Below are 16,181 nucleotides of genomic sequence, written 5' to 3' on the forward strand. Positions count from 1 at the left end.
AATAAAATTGTCTAAAAAAATAAATTTACAAAAAGATCCTATTTGGCGTCTTCTTAGAAAAGTAACAATTCCTGCTAGTGTTGGATCATTGTTTCAAACTTTTTATAACTTGGTTGATACTTGGTTTGCAGGAAAAATTTCAGCTGAAGCTATAGGGGCAATTGCTAAATCTTTTCCCATTTATTTTACAATTATAGCTGTTGGTGTTGGTATAGGCGCTGCTACCAATTCATTAATTGGTAATTCAATTGGTGAAAAAAAAGTAAGAGTTGCATCTTTATTTATTGCTCAATCAATCATTTTTGCATTAGGAATTTCTATATTAGTGACAATGTTTGGTTTAAATGCATCTAATTTTCTTCTAGGTGTTATGGGTTCTGATGTTCAAGGTATAGCTTTAACAAGAGAATATTTGGATATTATTTTTTATGGAACCTTTATAGTTATGATCCAAATTTCTTTAAATGGTACTTTAAATGCACAAGGTGATACGAAAAGTTATAGAAATGTCTTAATATTTAGTTTCTTTCTTAATATCTTTTTAAATCCACTATTTATATGGGGCTACGGTATTGTTCCTGCATTTGGAATAGCAGGACTTGCTATAGCAACTGTAATTTCTCAATCAATAGGAATGTTTTACTTAGCCTATAAAGTAAATTCTTGTGAAATAAGAAAATACTTAAAATTAGAATGCTTTATTCCTAAAATTGAAATGCTAAAGACATTAACAAAACAATCAACACCTATTATGTTTAGTATGTTATTTATTGGAGTTGGAATTTTTAATATTTTATACTTCATTGGTCAATTTGGTGATCTTGCTACAGCTGGTTACGGAGCAGCCTTAAGAGTAGAGCAAGTCTTTCTATTACCTGTGATTGGTTTAAACACAGCAGTACTTTCTATTGGTGGACAAAACTTCGGTGCTAAAAATTATAACCGCATAAGAGAGCTTTATACCAAAGCATTATTTTTTGGATCATCATTCATGGCTTTAGCCGGTGTGATTTTATTCTTTGGTGCAGAATTTTTTGTTTCACAATTTACTGATAATGTTGTTGCGATAAAACATGGTGCAATTTATTTGAAAGTTGCTGCATTAATTGGTCCTATATACCCTGTATTCTTTATAACTACTGCTGTATTTCAAGCTGTAAAAAAACCATTGTATAGTCTTTATTTAAGTATCATTAGATTAACTGCATTTCCTTTCTTATCATTATGGTATGTAATTAATATTAGAGGTGGAGATTATGCAGATATTTTTTACACCATCATGGTAACCAATTGGTTTATGGGTATTGCAGTAATCATCTTTATTGGATACTTTTTAAATAATGTTTTTAAACAAAAGAAAAGCCATTTTTCTTATTAGTGTTTCGGTACTAATATTTATTTTAACTAATAACCAGGTTAAATCTCAAACAATTAAAATTGTTGATGGGGACACAATTCATCTTAATGGAGAAAAAATTAGATTTACTGGAATAGATACACCTGAACTGAAACAAACTTGCTTTAAAGATAGTGTAAAAGATCCTTGTGGAGTTACAGCAAAAGAAATCCTTATTGATAAAATTGGAAACAATACTGTTGAATGTATTAGTGAAGGAAAAGATCAATACAAAAGAACACTAGCAGAATGTTTTGTTAATAATGAAAGTCTATCAAGTTACCTTGTTAGAAGTGGCTATGCATTTGCCTACAGAAGGTATTCAAAAAAGTTTGTTGTAGATGAAGATTATGCAAGAACCAATAAACTAGGTATGTGGTCTATGGAGTTTGATTATCCTTGGGATTATAGAAAATCTAAGAAAAATTAAAGCTAGCACGCACGGTAGTTCTGTTACCCGGTGCCCCAGAATTCTAATTAATCACTTGTTTATTAATTTTAAATAGCTTTTCACCCAAAGGACTGATTGGATTTTGAGGAGTAGGTTTAATTTTTGTTTTCTTTTCAACAATACTTAGTAGTTTTTTAGCAAGCCCTTGGCGTCTAAACATTGGATTAACAAAAATATATTCAACTTCAGCTGCTTCATTATATCTAACAAACCCAAGTGTAGTATTGATATTTTTAAAAGTAATAACTCCATCACTTAGATTAATATCATAATTAGTATTATCTGATGAACTCATTAATTATTTCCATCTTTTTCAAGATTTTTTTCTAACTTTCTTACAAAAAATGAAACGATTAATATCAAAACTAAATATTCTAAAATTAAGAATGTATAAATTTCCAAAGGTCTATATGTTGACACAACTAATTCGTTTGCTTTTCTTGTTAAATCACCAATGCCAATAATTGATACTAATGAAGACATTTTTAAAACATATACAAATTGATTACCTAATGCAGGTAAAATATTTTTTATTGCCTGTGGAAAGATTACCAATCTTAGTCTTTTAAAAAAAGTTAAACCTAATGATGAGCCAGCTTCCCATTGTGATTTTTTAATTGAATTAATACCAGCTCTAAAAATTTCTGCCTGGAAAGCACTTTCACTTATTGCTAGTGCAATAATACCTGAAACAAACGGACTAAAACTTATTCCAGTCATTATAGGCAAACCATAATAAATCCATAAAATTAAAACAAGGAGTGGTATTGCCCTTACAATTTCTACATATCCAATATTTATGTAGGTTAAAAATTTACTTTTTGCCAAAGATGGAATTGCAATAATAAAACCTATAATCGCTGATAAAACTATACTTACAACTGAAATGTAAATTGTTGTTGTTAACCCACTTAATAAAAACTTTAAATTTGTTAATCCTTCGACATTATTAGGTGATAGAATAAACCAACCTAATTCTTGACCACTACATGAAGCAAGAGGTAAAATTAAAAGTAAAAAAAATAAATTTTTCACTCTTAAAGTTATAATGAATTAAAAATTAATATCTAATTTTTTATAAACTTTTTAAATTATACTTAGTGAGTAGTTTTTTAAAGAAACCAGAGGATTTCTTGCCTTTAATCCACTCATTAACATAATCATTCCAAACTTTATCATTTTTACCAACCATCATTGCTAAAAAAGCAGGATTTTTTTCTCCATCAGGAACAATTGCTAATTGAGGGTATTTGATGACTAGCTTATTAGCTTCTGTTGAGCTTGTAATATTTCCATCTGCTCTGCCAGCCAGAACTTCCTGAAAGTCTCTTGCTGGTGATTCAACAGATTGCAATTTAGACTTGGGAAAAAATTCTTTAGCTTTCTCCTCTTGAGATGTACCAAGGGTTGTTGCAATAGTAACATCTTGGTTGTTCAAAGAATTCCATGTTGAAAATTTTTTTAAATTCTTTTTAAGAACCAATGGAACAGTTCCATATTTATAATACGAGTTTGTGAAACCAGCAACTTCTGCTCTTTTTGGAGTTTTAGTGACACTTGTAGAAATATCATATCTTCCTGCAGTAATTCCTGAAACGATAGTTTTCCACTCAGTAGGAACAAAAGTAATTTTTACACCCATATCTTTTGCTAATTCATTCATCACATCAATATCAAATCCCTTATACTTATTTGTTGCAGGATCTTTCATTGTCATTGGATCCCAGTCACCTGTAGTTCCAACTTTTAATTCACCAGAAGATAAAATCTGATCAAGTTTAGTTTCTGCGTTAAGAGAGAAAGGTAAAAGTGCTAATAGCACAACAATTAGTTTTTTTTTCATATACCTCATATAACAACAATTTTAGCAAATATAAGGTTATAACCTTGACGCACTATCATTTATCCATGAGTATAAATGCTCAGAAAATGATCTTCTTACAAGTAAATTTACCTCATTTATCTCTATAAGATGAATAATTACATCAATTTGGTTTAATATTGTTTGAACAACTGACCCTTTTTTATCTTTAAATTGATTAAAGTTAAAAGGTGACCCTTTTGCAAATAAATCAAAAACTTTATTGCCTTTTATATTAATCATTACAAATTGATCGCTGACATTAGTTACTGCACCTAAGTTAACTTTTGAGATATTCTTAATTAGATTATCTTCAACTTCGTAAGTATTAGTGTCCTCACTTAATGTTTTATTTGATACTAACATCCATTCATCTGGACTTAGCCATAAGGCTGTTAAAGCTTGACCTGATGTTGATGTGTTTGCTTCAGCTGGTAAGATCATATTTAAATTTTTTCCAATAGCAGTAATAAAATCTTTTGTTTTGCCTCTTATGATTAATTTCATAACAGGTTTAATTTCCCTCATCTCTAGATCCACATAAGACCTATTTTCTTTTATAGATGTATTATAATTAAGCATTTAACCTCACATTTTCTTTATCAAAAAATACAGGATCAACAATAGTTACATTAATATTTTTATTTTCCATTGGAATAAATAATTTTTGACCCATCATACTTTTTCCATTCTTAACCACTGCAAGTGCAATAGATTTATTTAAATTTGGACTATAGTAACTTGATGTTACATGACCTAGCATTTCAACAGGTTTTAAATAAGCATCAGCAACTATCTGAGCTCCTTCTTCTAAAACTTCACTTGGATTATCTGTTACTAATCCAACTAACTGTTTACGGTCTTCACGCATTGTATCTGATCTATAAAGAGAACGTTTGCCAATGAAATCATACTTCTTTTTACTCACAATCCAATCCATCTGAAGATCAATAGGAGTCATAGTTCCATCTGTATCTTGACCAACAATAATAAATCCTTTTTCAGCTCTTAATAAGTGCATTGTCTCTGTTCCATAAGGTGTAATGTTAAATTCCTTACCAGCTTCCATGCATTTTTCCCAAAGAGACTTTCCGAAGTTTGCTTGTATGTTAATTTCATACGTATGCTCTCCTGTAAAACTAATTCTCATAACTCTACATTTAATATTACCAATTTTTGCATTCATAAATGACATATGGGGAAAGTTTTCATCAGATAAATCTAAATCTGGGATTATTTTATTTAATATTTTTTTACTATTTGGACCACAAACACTAGCAGTAGCATAGTGATCAGTAACTGATGATAGGTAAACATCTAATTCTGGCCATTCTGTTTGAAGATAATCCTCAAGTTTGCCTAACACATTAGCAGCTCCACCAGTTGTTGTTGTCATAATATAATGATTTTCATCAAGACGAGTGGTTACTCCATCATCATAAACCATACCATCTTCATTGAGCATTAATCCATATCTACACTTACCTATAGCCAGTTTTGACCAAGCATTTGTATAAACTCTATTTAAAAATTCAGAAGCATCTGTTCCCTGTATGTCAATCTTACCTAGTGTTGAAGCATCTAATATTCCAGCACTTTCTCTTGCAGCTTTACTTTCTCTTTGAACTGCTTCATGCATAGTTTCGTTATTTACTGGGTAATACCAAGCCCTTTTCCATTGACCCACATTTTCAAATTCTGCTTTTTTCTCAATGTGCCAATCATTCATGGGTGTTCTTCTAAAAGTATCAAAATACTCACCAACATTTCTTCCAACAATAGTTCCAAACGTTAATGGTGTATAAGGAGGTCTAAATGTTGTGGTTCCAAGTTCTCCCATTTTAACACCTGCAGTTTCTGCAATAATGCCTAATGCATGCATATTACCAAGCTTACCTTGGTCTGTACCCATACCAGTTGTAGTATAACGTTTAACATGTTCAATTGATTTAAAACCTTCTCTAAGAGCAAGTTTGATATCTTTTGCTGTTGCATCATTTTGATAATCAACAAATGGCTTTGTTTTTCCAATAACTTTGTCAGAAGGTAGCAACCAAATATTTCTAATTTCTTTATTTTTGGGACATTTGATTTTTAAATCATCATAATTAGTTTCTTTAATATTTAAAAACTCTTTTAAAGTTTTTGAAGTTTCTTTTATTATATCATCTAATTCAAAATCTCCATTACACGAACCAATACTAACTTGGTCTGATGGATATTTGTTAGGGATGAAAACTTGATCTTCATCTCTAAACTTTAATTTTCCACCTGACTGAGTAAATAAATGAACAGCTGGTGTCCATCCTCCAGCTATAGCTAGACAATCACAATCTAATGTAATCTTTTCTGAGTTAGCAAAAGATTGTCCGTTTTTAGATAGCTCCATAACAGTAATCTTGTTTATTCTTTTATAACCTCCTGTATCAACAATAGTTCTAGATCTATAAACCTTAATACCCAAACTTTCAGCCTCTGCAGTAAATTCTGAATTTGATTTTTCTCTAGTATCAATAATTGCCTCAACTTTTATGCCTTTCTTATTTAATGAAATAGCACTTTCATATGCTGTATCATTATTCGTAAAGAATATATTTTTTTGTCCTGTTGCCACACCGTAATAATCTGCATATTTTTTAACAGCTGATGAAAGCATAATACCAGGTCTATCGTTATTATTAAAAACAAGCGGTCTCTCTAAAGACCCAGTTGCAACAATTACTTTTTTGGCTCTAATCTTTAATAGTCTTTGTCTTACTTTATTTTTTTTTTCATCTTGTGGAAGATGATCGGTAAGATTTTCTCTTGCTAGTAAATAATTATAACCATGGTATGCGGCAACACTTGTTCTTGTTTTAACTTCTAAATTTTTAAACTTTTTTAAATCATTAATTTCATTTTCTAACCAGGTTGAAGAGTATTGATCATTTATTGTAATATGTTCTGAATTCTGATAGATTGTAGATCCACCAATTTCACTTTTTTCATCAACCAGTAAAGTTTTTAAATCATTCTTAGCTGCAGTTTTTGCAGCCATTATTCCTGTAATACCAGCACCTATAACAAGGACATCACAATGAACATATTTATGTTCATAAATATCTGGATCAGGTTTTGTTGGTGATTTTCCAAGTCCAGCTGAGTGTCTTATTAAGTACTCATACTTCTCCCAAAAACTTGCTGGCCACATAAATGTTTTATAATAAAATCCAGCCGGTAAAAGTGGAGAGATAAAGTTGTTTATTCCACCAATATCAAAATTTACATTTGGCCAACAATTCTGGCTTGTAGCGTCTAAACCTTCGTAGATTTCAATTTCAGTAGCTCTTATATTTGGCTCTGTTAATGATGTTTTACCATTTATTTGAACGATTGCGCAAGGTTCTTCAGAGCCAGCTGTCATTATGCCTCTTGGTCTATGGTATTTAAAACTTCTTCCAATTAAATGAACATTGTTAGAGAGTAGAGCTGAAGCTAGTGTATCACCTTTAAAACCGTAATATATTTTACCATTAAATTTGAATGAAACTCTTGAGGTTTCATCAATAAACTTACTAGTTTTTACTCTTAAATTTTTTAACATAAAGTTAAATACTTGGAGGTTTTTCACCCATTTTATAAACCGATTTAATTTCATCGTTAGAAGTATCACGAACTAGATTAAACCATTTTCTACAACCATGAGTATGGTTCCATCTTTCAAATTGAACACCTTTGATATTTTTTCTCATAAATAAATATTCTGCCCATTCATCGTCACTTAATTCTGTAGGTTGTTTAGGTCTCTCAATATGGGCCTCTCCACCAGCTTTAAATTCACTTTGTTCACGTTCACCACAATAGGGACAAGTAATTAAAAACATTAATGAGCTACCGCTGCAGCACCATGTTCATCAACAAGGTCACCACTACTAAATCTGTTTAGGTTGAAAGCAGAATTTAATTTGTGAGGTTCATCATTTGCAATTGTATGAGCAAATAAATCACCAGATCCAGGTGTTGCTTTAAACCCACCTGTTCCCCAACCACAATTAAAATATAAACCCTTTACAGATGTTTTACTGATAATAGGACTTGCATCTGGACAAATATCTACAATACCACCCCATTGTCTGAGCATTCGCATTCTACTAAAAATTGGGTAAAGTTCTAAAATTGCATTTAAAGTTCCTTCAACAATATCGTGACTTCCTTTTTGAGAGTATGAAACATAATCATCTGTACCAGCTCCAATTACAAGTTCACCTTTATCAGATTGACTAACATAAGCATGAACTGCATTTGACATTACAACAGTATCAATAATTGGTTTTACTGGTTCTGAGACTAGTGCTTGAAGAGGTTTACTTTCTAAAGGTAATCTGAGCCCAGCCATATTAGCAATTACACTTGAATGACCAGCAGCAACTACACCAATTTTTTTAGTTTTTATAAATCCTTTAGTTGTTTCTATACCCTCAACCTCATCACCAATTCTTTTAATTCCATTAACTTCACAATTTTGAATTATATCAACACCCATTTCATCAGCACCACGAGCATATCCCCATGCAACAGCATCATGTCTAGCAGTACCAGCTCTTCTTTGTAAAGTCCCACCTAATACTGGATAACGAATATTAGGAGATGTATTGATAATAGGGCAAAACTTTTTAACTTCTTCAGTGGTTAAATACACAGCATCGATACCATTTAGTCTGTTAGCATGTGTTCTTCTCTTTAAATCCCTGATATCTTGTAAATTGTGAGCAAGATTCATTACACCTCTTTGGCTAAACATTACATTGTAATTTATTTCTTGAGATAAACCTTCCCATAGTTTTAAAGCATGATCATATAGACCAGCACTTGCATCCCATAAATAATTAGATCTTATAATTGTAGTATTTCTCCCAGTATTACCACCACCGATCCAACCTTTTTCAACAACTGCAATATTTTTCATATTATGTTTTTTAGCTAAATAATATGCAGTTGCTAAGCCATGACCGCCACCACCAATAATAACCGCATCGTATTCTTTTTTTATAGTGGGATCTTTCCAGGCTTTTTGCCAATTTTCATGATGTGAAAATGCATTTTTAATCAATGAAAATATTGAGTATTTATTTTTCATAATAATATCCAAGAATTACTTTATAAATATTGAATATTCAATACAATCAGTTATATCAGTGTCGCAGTGGAAGAGTGGGTGAGAGGCTGAAACCAGTCGTTTGCTAAATGACCGTGCGGGGAAACTTGTACCGAGGGTTCGAATCCCTCCTCTTCCGCCATCAAAATAAGGGCTGATCTTTAAAAAAATCTTTCATTTTAATTGGTTTTTTTTCTAAAATATATCTATAGACATTATAATTTTCCATAACACGCTGGACATAGTTTCGTGTCTCTTTAAATTTAATCAATTCTACCCAGTCAACATAATCAACTTGTTTGTTTTGTGGGTCTTTATTAATTTTTTTCCAATATTTAACTCTCTTTGGACCTGCATTGTAAGCAGCGGTCGCAAACGGATAGGCACCATCATATTGCAAAATTAAACCAGCAATATAATGTGAGCCTAGATTTATATTGTATTCAGGATCAGATGTTAGTCTTGATTTTGAGTAAGGTAACTTCGCTTGTTTTGCAACTAACTTAGCTGTGTAAGGCATTAGTTGCATTAAACCTTGTGCACCAACGTGACTGTTTGCTCTCATATCAAATTCACTTTCTTGTCTAATAAGAGAAAGGATAAAAGCAGTTTCTGGTATCTTTCTTCCATTAACGAACTTGGGTGTACCTATTATTGGATAGTTAAAATCATTGTGAAACCTTTTTTCATAAGAAGCCTTCTTTGCTATTTGAATTGCGAAATCATATCTTGATATATTAGTTGATAGTTCTGCAGCTAATATTTCACTTCCATTTTGAATATTGTCATTTGCTAAATGTTTTAAAATATTTTTTGTATATTTTGTTTTATCTAATTCATCTAGCAAGTGGACTATTTTAACTAAATCTTTTTTATAAAAATATTTTCTATATTCATCTGTAATTTTTTGTTGTTCTTTAAGTTCAAATTTTTCATCAGGTTTAATTTTTAAGTGAGCCAATTGACCATAATAAGTCGTTAAATATTTAGTTGCTTCCTCATACCATTGTTTAGATTGTTTTAAATCACCAATTTTTTCATAGGATCTTCCAAGCCAATAAGCGCCTCTAGAAAGGCTGATAGGATAACCAACATTTTGATAAAAATTATTAAAATGATCTATTGCTAAAATGGGATCATCTAAGAAACTTAAAGCAATCCATCCACTCATCCATTCAGCTTCAGCAAATTCTGGACTTTTATCAAGACTGTGTTTACTTGCAACTTTGTATGCTAATTCATATTTTTTTTTATAAATAAGAGCTCTTGTCATAATTGCTCTTTCTTTCCACCATTTATCGGGTCTAACTAAATATTTTTTATTATTTGGAACTTTAAATATAATCTTCAAAGAATCATCAACTCTTCCTCTTTTTCTTCTCCATTTAAGTCGATCATAATTCAAACCAGCATCATTTTTAAGTTTTACTGGAACATTTTTAATAGCATTATCTACACCGTAAGATTTACTCATTAAAATTTGTCTAGCTGTATAAAGTAACTCATAGTCTTTAGGTAGATATCTTAGCATTCTTTTTAAATCCCAAGATTTACCTTCCCAAGCCAAATAGTCCGCACGCTCAATATAATCTTCTGCATTTAAATATTTTTTATATTTTTTTCTAAAAAATTTCATTTCTGTTCTATTTAGATCTGCTGTCACCCATCCATCCTTAATTAAAGAAGTTCCTTTTTCAATTTTTCCAGTTTGTATAAAGCTTTCTCCTAATATTAATTTACCATAGCCGCTTAATGGCTCTTCAGAATTAAACCAATCTATTATTTTATTAGGTGAAATCTTATCTGTTGAAAGTTTGTGTTCAGCTAAATATCGAATTCTATTAATTCTAGGGTAATTTTCATTACTATTAATAAATGATAAGTAGTCATAAAAACTTGCTTGATTACCTGTAGTTAATAAGTGTCTCCACTGAATAAAATTGTATATAGATTTATCTTTAGATTTTTTTGATAAAGACAAAGCAGAAGTCCATTGACGTTTTTCTACAGCTTTAATAGAATTTTTTGCAATGTTAAAATCTTTTTGACTGTAAAACTTAGAATTTATTTTTTTTATTTTAGATGTTTTTTTGAAAGTGATGGGCTTGTTCCTGGGTATTAAAACAATCAACTTTTTATCTGTTTTTTTTTTATATTCTGTTTCTGCTTCTGCTATATTTTGTTTTGATGGTTTAAATTTAGGTTTTAAAATTTCTTTAGATATTTGTTGCTTTTCATCTTTTGTAATGGGTTTTGGTTTAGGCCTTATTATGCCTTGTATTAATTTAATTTGCTTTGTTATTTTATCTAAAGTAGGTTTTTTTAAAGGAATTGTTGTTAGCTCAATGGCATTCGAATTGTTTATAAATAACAATAAAAGTAATAAAAACTTTATATAAAATAATCTATTTCTAAGCATAAATTTTACTAAATGAATCAACAAACTATGTTATAAGTATTTATGTTCAAAGGATCAAATGTTGCTTTAATAACCCCGTTTAAGAATGATAAGCTTGATGAAAATGCTTATATTAAGCTTATTAATTTTCAAATAGAAAATGGCACTAATGGCTTGGTGCCAGCTGGAACAACAGGTGAATCTCCAACATTAAATCATGAGGAGCATCAAAAAGTCATTGAATTATGTATTCAAGAAAGCAAAGGAAAAAATATAGTAATTGCGGGGACTGGATCTAATTCGACAAAAGAAGCCATTTCTTTAACAACGCATGCGGAAAAAGTAGGAGCTGATGCTGCTTTAATTGTTACTCCTTATTATAATAAACCTAATCAGGAAGGTTTGTACCAGCATTATAAAGCTATTAATGACAAGTGTGGTATTCCAATAATAATCTACAATATTCCAGGTCGATCTGTTATTGACATGTCAGTTGATACAATGGCTAAATTATTTGAATTAAAAAATATTGTTGGAGTGAAAGATGCAACAGGCGATCTTAATAGAGTTGATCAGCAAAAAAAAAAAATGGGAAATGATTTTATTCAACTTACAGGTAATGACGATAATGCATTAGAATTTAATAAAAGGGGTGGCGTTGGCTCTATTAGTGTTACAGCAAATATTGCTCCAAAACTTTGTGCGAATTTTCAGAAATCCTCTATTACAAAATCTAAAGAAGGAATATTAGAAGCTGAGAAACTTGACAAAGTACTACAGCCTATTCACAACTCAATGTTTATTGAAAGCAATCCTAGTCCTGTAAAATATGCCGCAAAACTTTTAGGTCTTTGCAATGATGACGTAAGACTACCTCTGGTAAAAGTTACAGATTTAACTAAAGCAACTATTAAAAAAGTTTTAGTCTCAGCAAATCTGCTCTAATGAACAATAAAACCAACTCTGGTTTAAAAATTATTTGCTTAAACAGAAAAGCAAGCTTTAACTTTTTTTTTGAAGAGTTGATAGAAGCCGGAATAGTTCTTAAAGGATCTGAAATTAAATCGATAAGAGACGGTAAAGTTAACATATCAGACTCGTATGCTGTAGAAAAAAATGGTGAGATAGTTTTAATTAATTCTCATATTGCAGCCTTTAAACAAGCTAGCTACTCCAATCACAATCCTATGGATGAAAGAAAACTCTTATTAAACAGAAAAGAAATTAACAAACTGATTGGAAAGTTACAGAGAGATGGGTTAACTTTAGTTCCAACAAAAATGTATTTTAAGAAAGGTAAGGCTAAAATTGAAATAGCTGTAGCCAAAGGAAAAAAGCAATTTGATAAAAGAGCTACAAAGAAAAATAGAGATTGGAATCGTGAAAAAGCAAGACACATTAGAAAATCGAGCTAAAGTAGTATATTTAGCAATAGGGTCAAATTTAGGAAATAAAGTCTACAATATTGAGATAACCAAGATAGAATTGGAAAAGTTTAAAATTAAGATTTTAAAGTCTTCATCTAAATATTTATCTGAATCTTGGCCAGATAATACTAAACCTAAATTTATTAATAGCGTCATAAAAGTTAAAACATATCTAGAACCGTTTCAACTTCTCAAAGTTTGTAAAATAATAGAATTTAAAATGGGTAGAGTTAAGGCAAAAATAAATGCACCAAGAATATGTGATATTGATATTATAGATTATGATCAAAAATTATTGAATGAAAAAAAAAAAAATTTGATTTTACCTCACCCAAGAATGGATAATAGAATTTTTGTATTATTACCTTTATTTGAAATTGAAAAATCATGGAAACACCCAGAAACTAAGATTAATATAGTAAAACTAATCAGTTCTTTGCCAGTTAAAGATTTAAGATCTATTAAACAAATATAAATTAATGCTATAATTAAATATGCTTAATTCTGAAGAATTAATAAATAAGATAAAATCATATAATAGATTTTTAAATCCTGATAAATTAAATAAAGCATATAACTTTGCTGTTAAAGCTCATGAAAATCAAAGGAGAGATTCGGGTGATCCTTACTCTAATCACCCAATTGCAGTAGCAAGCATACTAACAGATCTAAAATTAGATAGTGCAACTATAACAACAGGATTACTTCATGATACTATAGAAGACACATATGCTACTTATGAAACTATAAAGAATGAGTTTGGACAAGAGGTAGCTGATTTAGTAGATGGAGTAACAAAAATATCAGTTTTTGAAAATCAAGCTACATCAACATCAAAAGCTGAAAATTTTAGAAAATTAATTTTAGCAACTTCAAAAGATATAAGAGTACTACTTGTTAAAATTGCTGATCGTCTACACAACATGAGAACAATTGATGCAATCAACAAAGTTGAAAAAAAAGAACGTATTGCAAAAGAAACTATGGAAATTTATGCCCCACTAGCTGACAGAATGGGCATGCATAGAATTAGAGACGAATTGGAAGACTTATCTTTTGAAGTATTGAATAGTAAAGCTAGAAAGCTTATCAAAAAAAGATTAGATAAAATTAAAGATGATAAAGTAAATAGTTTCAATTCAATCTCATTAGAATTTAGCGGTCTATTAAATGAACACAAAATAAATGCTGAAATTTTTGGTCGTGAAAAAACTCCTTTTTCGATTTGGAGAAAAGTACAAAAAAAGAGAATTTCTCTTGAACAAATTTCAGACATTATTGGTTTTAGGATAATACTCGAAAGTGTTGAAGATTGTTATAAAGCTCTTGGTATTTTTCATAATAGATGGAATTGTATACCAGGTAAATTTAAAGATTATATTTCATCTCCTAAGATAAATAAATACCAATCAATTCATACATCAATTATTGGACCAAACAGAAGACCTATTGAAATACAACTTAGGACTCTCCAAATGCATGAGTATGCAGAAAGAGGTATTGCATCTCATTGGAAGTATAAATCTTCTGAAAAATTTAATTCTTTAACATGGAAAGAATATGATTGGCTTGCTGATCTAGTTGAGATCATTGACAAGAATGAAAACCCGGAACATTCTTATGAATACACAAAGCTACAGATGTTTCAGGAAAATGTTTTTTGTTTTACTCCAAAAGGTTCAGTAATTAAATTGCCAAAAGATGCCACACCAATAGATTTTGCTTATGCTGTACACACAAAAATTGGCAATAGTGCTATTGGTTGTAAAATCAACGGTAATGATGGAGAATTGCAAAGTATTCTTTATAACGGGGATGTTGTAGATATCATTACTTCTAAAAATAAATCACCCTCTCTACACTGGATACCAATAACAAAAACAGGAAAAGCAAGGTCAGCTATTAGAAAGTATTGGTATAAAAAAGGTGAGGAAAAAGCTCAGAGAGTTAAAAGATATAATACTACCCTATGGATTTCTTTGCCTGATAAGCCAGGTAAACTTGGTGAAGTTACCACTTTACTTGGCTATCATAGTTTAAACATTTCAAGCGTTGAAATGAAGGAAAAGTCGAAAGAATATATTAATTTTAGATTTAATTTAATTATACGCGACTTGAAGAACTTTACAAATTTTATCAGTGAGTTAAAACAAATGGAAATAAAATTTAAAATCATTAGACACGAAGATAACTGGTTAAAGGAACGTAATGCTTTCACACAAAAAATCTTTAAATATTTTAAAAAAAACTAACGCCCTTATAGAGGGTCATTTTGTACTCTCATCAGGCTTACATTCTCCACGGTATATTCAATGTGCAAAGTTATTAAGTTTTCCACATTTCGCAAAAGATATATGCTTATCACTAGCTAACAAAATTAAAAAAAAATTTAAGTCTATAGATTTAATTTTAGCTCCAGCGATGGGTGGTGTTATTATTGGTTATGAAATTGGAAAATTATTAAAAAAGGAAACAATATTTTGTGAGAGAATAGAGGGTAAGTTTAAGCTAAGAAGAGGTTTTCATATTAAAAAAGGATCTAGAGTTGTTGTTATAGAGGATGTTATAACAACTGGAAAATCAAGCCTAGAATGCGTAAAGCTAATTACCGATGCTGGTGCTAATCTTATTGGTTTTGCGACAATAATAGATCGGTCAACTAAAAAAACTTTAAAGATAAAAAAAAAAATTATTTCACATATGAAAATAAAAGTTCCAACATTTAAAAAAAGCAAACTTCCAGAAGAACTTAAAAATACGCCAATTTCTGTTCCCGGCAGTAGATTTATAAAATGAAAAGATTAGGTGTTAACATTGATCATGTAGCAACTGTTAGGAATGCCAGAGGTTCATTTCATCCTGACCCAGTTAGTATTGCTAATTATGTTATGAAATGTGGGGCTCATTCTATTACAATTCATTTGAGAGAAGATAGGAGACATATAAAAGATGCCGATGTTGTTAAAATTTGTAAACTTAAGAAAGTTATTAGTAATTTAGAAATTTCATTAAATGCAGCGATAATAAAAATTGCTTTAAAAAATAAACCAAATTTTATTTGTATAGTTCCTGAAAAAAGAAAAGAAGTTACCACCGAAGGTGGTTTAAATTTATCCAAAAACTTTAATTTAATTAAAAAAACTATTCAAGAATTTAATAAAAAAAAAATTAGAACGAGCTTATTTATTAATCCAAATTTAAAAGATATTAAAATTTCAAAAGAATTAAATGTTGATTGTGTAGAACTTCACACTGGAAAATTTTCAAATTTAGTTAAAACTAAAAAGAATTATAGTTACGAATATAAAAAAATTAAGAAATGTTGTGAACTTGCAAAAAAAATTGATCTTGAGGTACATGCTGGTCATGGACTTGATTATAAAAGCACTGCAATTTTATCTAAACTTAGTGAGATTGAAGAATTTAATATTGGTCATTTTATTATAGGTGAGTCAATAATCCATGGTTTAAAAAGTACAATCAAAAGATTTAAAAAAATATCCAATAAATAGTC

The 16,181-nt window shown here is 30.0% G+C and carries 16 protein-coding genes and 1 tRNA gene; 9 read left to right on the forward strand and 8 right to left on the reverse strand.

Annotation, left to right across the window (positions count from 1 at the left end; all coding sequences use genetic code 11):
• Nucleotides 1–7: 7 nt before the first annotated feature.
• Both VP91_RS05450 and VP91_RS05455 read left to right on the forward strand, forming a co-directional pair.
• Complete coding sequence (locus tag VP91_RS05450) at nucleotides 8–1,378, forward strand: MATE family efflux transporter (RefSeq protein ID WP_169036442.1); 1,371 nt, start codon at nucleotides 8–10, stop codon at nucleotides 1,376–1,378.
• Nucleotides 1,341–1,826, forward strand: a complete 486-nt coding sequence (locus tag VP91_RS05455; protein WP_169036443.1) for a thermonuclease family protein — start codon at nucleotides 1,341–1,343, stop codon at nucleotides 1,824–1,826. Before VP91_RS05450 ends, VP91_RS05455 begins: the two co-directional genes overlap by 38 nt.
• A 43-nt stretch (nucleotides 1,827–1,869) precedes the next feature.
• On the opposite strand, the gene VP91_RS05460 is transcribed toward VP91_RS05455, so the two are convergent.
• Genes VP91_RS05460 through VP91_RS05490 form a run of 7 tightly spaced genes read right to left on the reverse strand, consistent with a single transcriptional unit; the run spans nucleotide 1,870 to nucleotide 8,824 of the window.
• A complete protein-coding gene (locus VP91_RS05460) occupies nucleotides 1,870–2,142 on the reverse strand; it encodes a GNAT family N-acetyltransferase (protein ID WP_169036444.1) in 273 nt (90 codons plus the stop codon).
• Nucleotides 2,142–2,882 carry an ABC transporter permease subunit gene (locus VP91_RS05465; protein ID WP_169036445.1) on the reverse strand — a complete coding sequence of 247 codons (741 nt, stop codon included), beginning with the start codon at nucleotides 2,880–2,882 and terminating at the stop codon, nucleotides 2,142–2,144. The genes VP91_RS05460 and VP91_RS05465 overlap by 1 nt, the downstream gene beginning before the upstream one ends.
• Nucleotides 2,883–2,922: 40 nt before the next feature.
• A complete protein-coding gene (locus VP91_RS05470; RefSeq protein ID WP_169036446.1) occupies nucleotides 2,923–3,690 on the reverse strand; it encodes a transporter substrate-binding domain-containing protein in 768 nt (255 codons plus the stop codon).
• A gap of 36 nt (nucleotides 3,691–3,726) precedes the next feature.
• Nucleotides 3,727–4,290 (reverse strand): sarcosine oxidase subunit gamma, encoded by a 564-nt coding sequence (locus VP91_RS05475; protein ID WP_169036447.1) that lies wholly within the window; start codon nucleotides 4,288–4,290, stop codon nucleotides 3,727–3,729.
• Nucleotides 4,283–7,291: a sarcosine oxidase subunit alpha family protein gene (locus VP91_RS05480; protein ID WP_169036448.1), complete on the reverse strand. Its 3,009-nt coding sequence runs from the start codon at nucleotides 7,289–7,291 to the stop codon at nucleotides 4,283–4,285. The genes VP91_RS05475 and VP91_RS05480 overlap by 8 nt, the downstream gene beginning before the upstream one ends.
• 4 nt (nucleotides 7,292–7,295) lie before the next feature.
• Nucleotides 7,296–7,571, reverse strand: a complete 276-nt coding sequence (locus tag VP91_RS05485; RefSeq protein ID WP_169036449.1) for a sarcosine oxidase subunit delta — start codon at nucleotides 7,569–7,571, stop codon at nucleotides 7,296–7,298.
• On the reverse strand, nucleotides 7,571–8,824 hold the full coding sequence (locus VP91_RS05490) for a sarcosine oxidase subunit beta family protein (protein ID WP_169036450.1): 1,254 nt from the start codon (nucleotides 8,822–8,824) through the stop codon (nucleotides 7,571–7,573). The genes VP91_RS05485 and VP91_RS05490 overlap by 1 nt, the downstream gene beginning before the upstream one ends.
• 68 nt (nucleotides 8,825–8,892) lie before the next feature.
• Here VP91_RS05490 and VP91_RS05495 point away from each other — a divergent pair.
• Nucleotides 8,893–8,984 (forward strand) — tRNA-Ser (locus VP91_RS05495).
• Here VP91_RS05495 and VP91_RS05500 read toward each other — a convergent pair.
• The gene (locus VP91_RS05500) at nucleotides 8,985–11,261 is read right to left on the reverse strand and encodes a lytic transglycosylase domain-containing protein (protein WP_169036451.1); all 2,277 of its coding nucleotides are present in this window, start codon (nucleotides 11,259–11,261) and stop codon (nucleotides 8,985–8,987) included.
• Between the two features lie 42 nt (nucleotides 11,262–11,303).
• Here VP91_RS05500 and dapA point away from each other — a divergent pair, with 42 nt between their 5' ends.
• The 6 genes from dapA to VP91_RS05530 are packed head-to-tail and all read left to right on the forward strand — an operon-like array spanning nucleotide 11,304 to nucleotide 16,179.
• On the forward strand, nucleotides 11,304–12,185 hold the full coding sequence (gene dapA, locus VP91_RS05505; protein ID WP_169036452.1) for a 4-hydroxy-tetrahydrodipicolinate synthase: 882 nt from the start codon (nucleotides 11,304–11,306) through the stop codon (nucleotides 12,183–12,185).
• Complete coding sequence (gene smpB, locus VP91_RS05510) at nucleotides 12,185–12,655, forward strand: SsrA-binding protein SmpB (RefSeq protein WP_169036453.1); 471 nt, start codon at nucleotides 12,185–12,187, stop codon at nucleotides 12,653–12,655. The genes dapA and smpB overlap by 1 nt, the downstream gene beginning before the upstream one ends.
• Nucleotides 12,621–13,142, forward strand: coding sequence for a 2-amino-4-hydroxy-6-hydroxymethyldihydropteridine diphosphokinase (gene folK, locus VP91_RS05515; RefSeq protein ID WP_169036454.1), 522 nt, complete (start codon nucleotides 12,621–12,623; stop codon nucleotides 13,140–13,142). The genes smpB and folK overlap by 35 nt, the downstream gene beginning before the upstream one ends.
• Before the next feature lie 19 nt (nucleotides 13,143–13,161).
• Nucleotides 13,162–14,919 carry a bifunctional (p)ppGpp synthetase/guanosine-3',5'-bis(diphosphate) 3'-pyrophosphohydrolase gene (locus tag VP91_RS05520; protein WP_169036455.1) on the forward strand — a complete coding sequence of 586 codons (1,758 nt, stop codon included), beginning with the start codon at nucleotides 13,162–13,164 and terminating at the stop codon, nucleotides 14,917–14,919.
• Entirely contained in the window at nucleotides 14,876–15,463 is a 588-nt protein-coding gene (gene pyrE / locus VP91_RS05525; protein WP_169036456.1) for an orotate phosphoribosyltransferase, read from the forward strand. The genes VP91_RS05520 and pyrE overlap by 44 nt, the downstream gene beginning before the upstream one ends.
• Nucleotides 15,460–16,179 carry a pyridoxine 5'-phosphate synthase gene (locus VP91_RS05530; RefSeq protein WP_169036457.1) on the forward strand — a complete coding sequence of 240 codons (720 nt, stop codon included), beginning with the start codon at nucleotides 15,460–15,462 and terminating at the stop codon, nucleotides 16,177–16,179. Before pyrE ends, VP91_RS05530 begins: the two co-directional genes overlap by 4 nt.
• Nucleotides 16,180–16,181: the final 2 nt, after the last annotated feature.

It is taken from the genome of Candidatus Pelagibacter communis, from assembly GCF_012932795.1.
Taxonomy (GTDB): domain Bacteria; phylum Pseudomonadota; class Alphaproteobacteria; order Pelagibacterales; family Pelagibacteraceae; genus Pelagibacter; species Pelagibacter ubique_S.

Bases quoted from the DNA above. Each gene is read 5' to 3' on its own strand.
- VP91_RS05455 (WP_169036443.1), top strand. From the start codon at position 1,341: ATGTTTTTAAACAAAAGAAAAGCCATTTTTCTTATTAGTGTTTCGGTA.
- VP91_RS05460 (WP_169036444.1), bottom strand. From the start codon at position 2,142: ATGAGTTCATCAGATAATACTAATTATGATATTAATCTAAGTGATGGA.
- VP91_RS05470 (WP_169036446.1), bottom strand. From the start codon at position 3,690: ATGAAAAAAAAACTAATTGTTGTGCTATTAGCACTTTTACCTTTCTCT.
- VP91_RS05475 (WP_169036447.1), bottom strand. From the start codon at position 4,290: ATGCTTAATTATAATACATCTATAAAAGAAAATAGGTCTTATGTGGAT.
- VP91_RS05480 (WP_169036448.1), bottom strand. From the start codon at position 7,291: ATGTTAAAAAATTTAAGAGTAAAAACTAGTAAGTTTATTGATGAAACC.
- VP91_RS05485 (WP_169036449.1), bottom strand. From the start codon at position 7,571: ATGTTTTTAATTACTTGTCCCTATTGTGGTGAACGTGAACAAAGTGAA.
- VP91_RS05490 (WP_169036450.1), bottom strand. From the start codon at position 8,824: ATGAAAAATAAATACTCAATATTTTCATTGATTAAAAATGCATTTTCA.
- VP91_RS05500 (WP_169036451.1), bottom strand. From the start codon at position 11,261: ATGCTTAGAAATAGATTATTTTATATAAAGTTTTTATTACTTTTATTG.
- dapA (WP_169036452.1), top strand. From the start codon at position 11,304: ATGTTCAAAGGATCAAATGTTGCTTTAATAACCCCGTTTAAGAATGAT.
- smpB (WP_169036453.1), top strand. From the start codon at position 12,185: ATGAACAATAAAACCAACTCTGGTTTAAAAATTATTTGCTTAAACAGA.
- VP91_RS05520 (WP_169036455.1), top strand. From the start codon at position 13,162: ATGCTTAATTCTGAAGAATTAATAAATAAGATAAAATCATATAATAGA.
- pyrE (WP_169036456.1), top strand. From the start codon at position 14,876: ATGCTTTCACACAAAAAATCTTTAAATATTTTAAAAAAAACTAACGCC.
- VP91_RS05530 (WP_169036457.1), top strand. From the start codon at position 15,460: ATGAAAAGATTAGGTGTTAACATTGATCATGTAGCAACTGTTAGGAAT.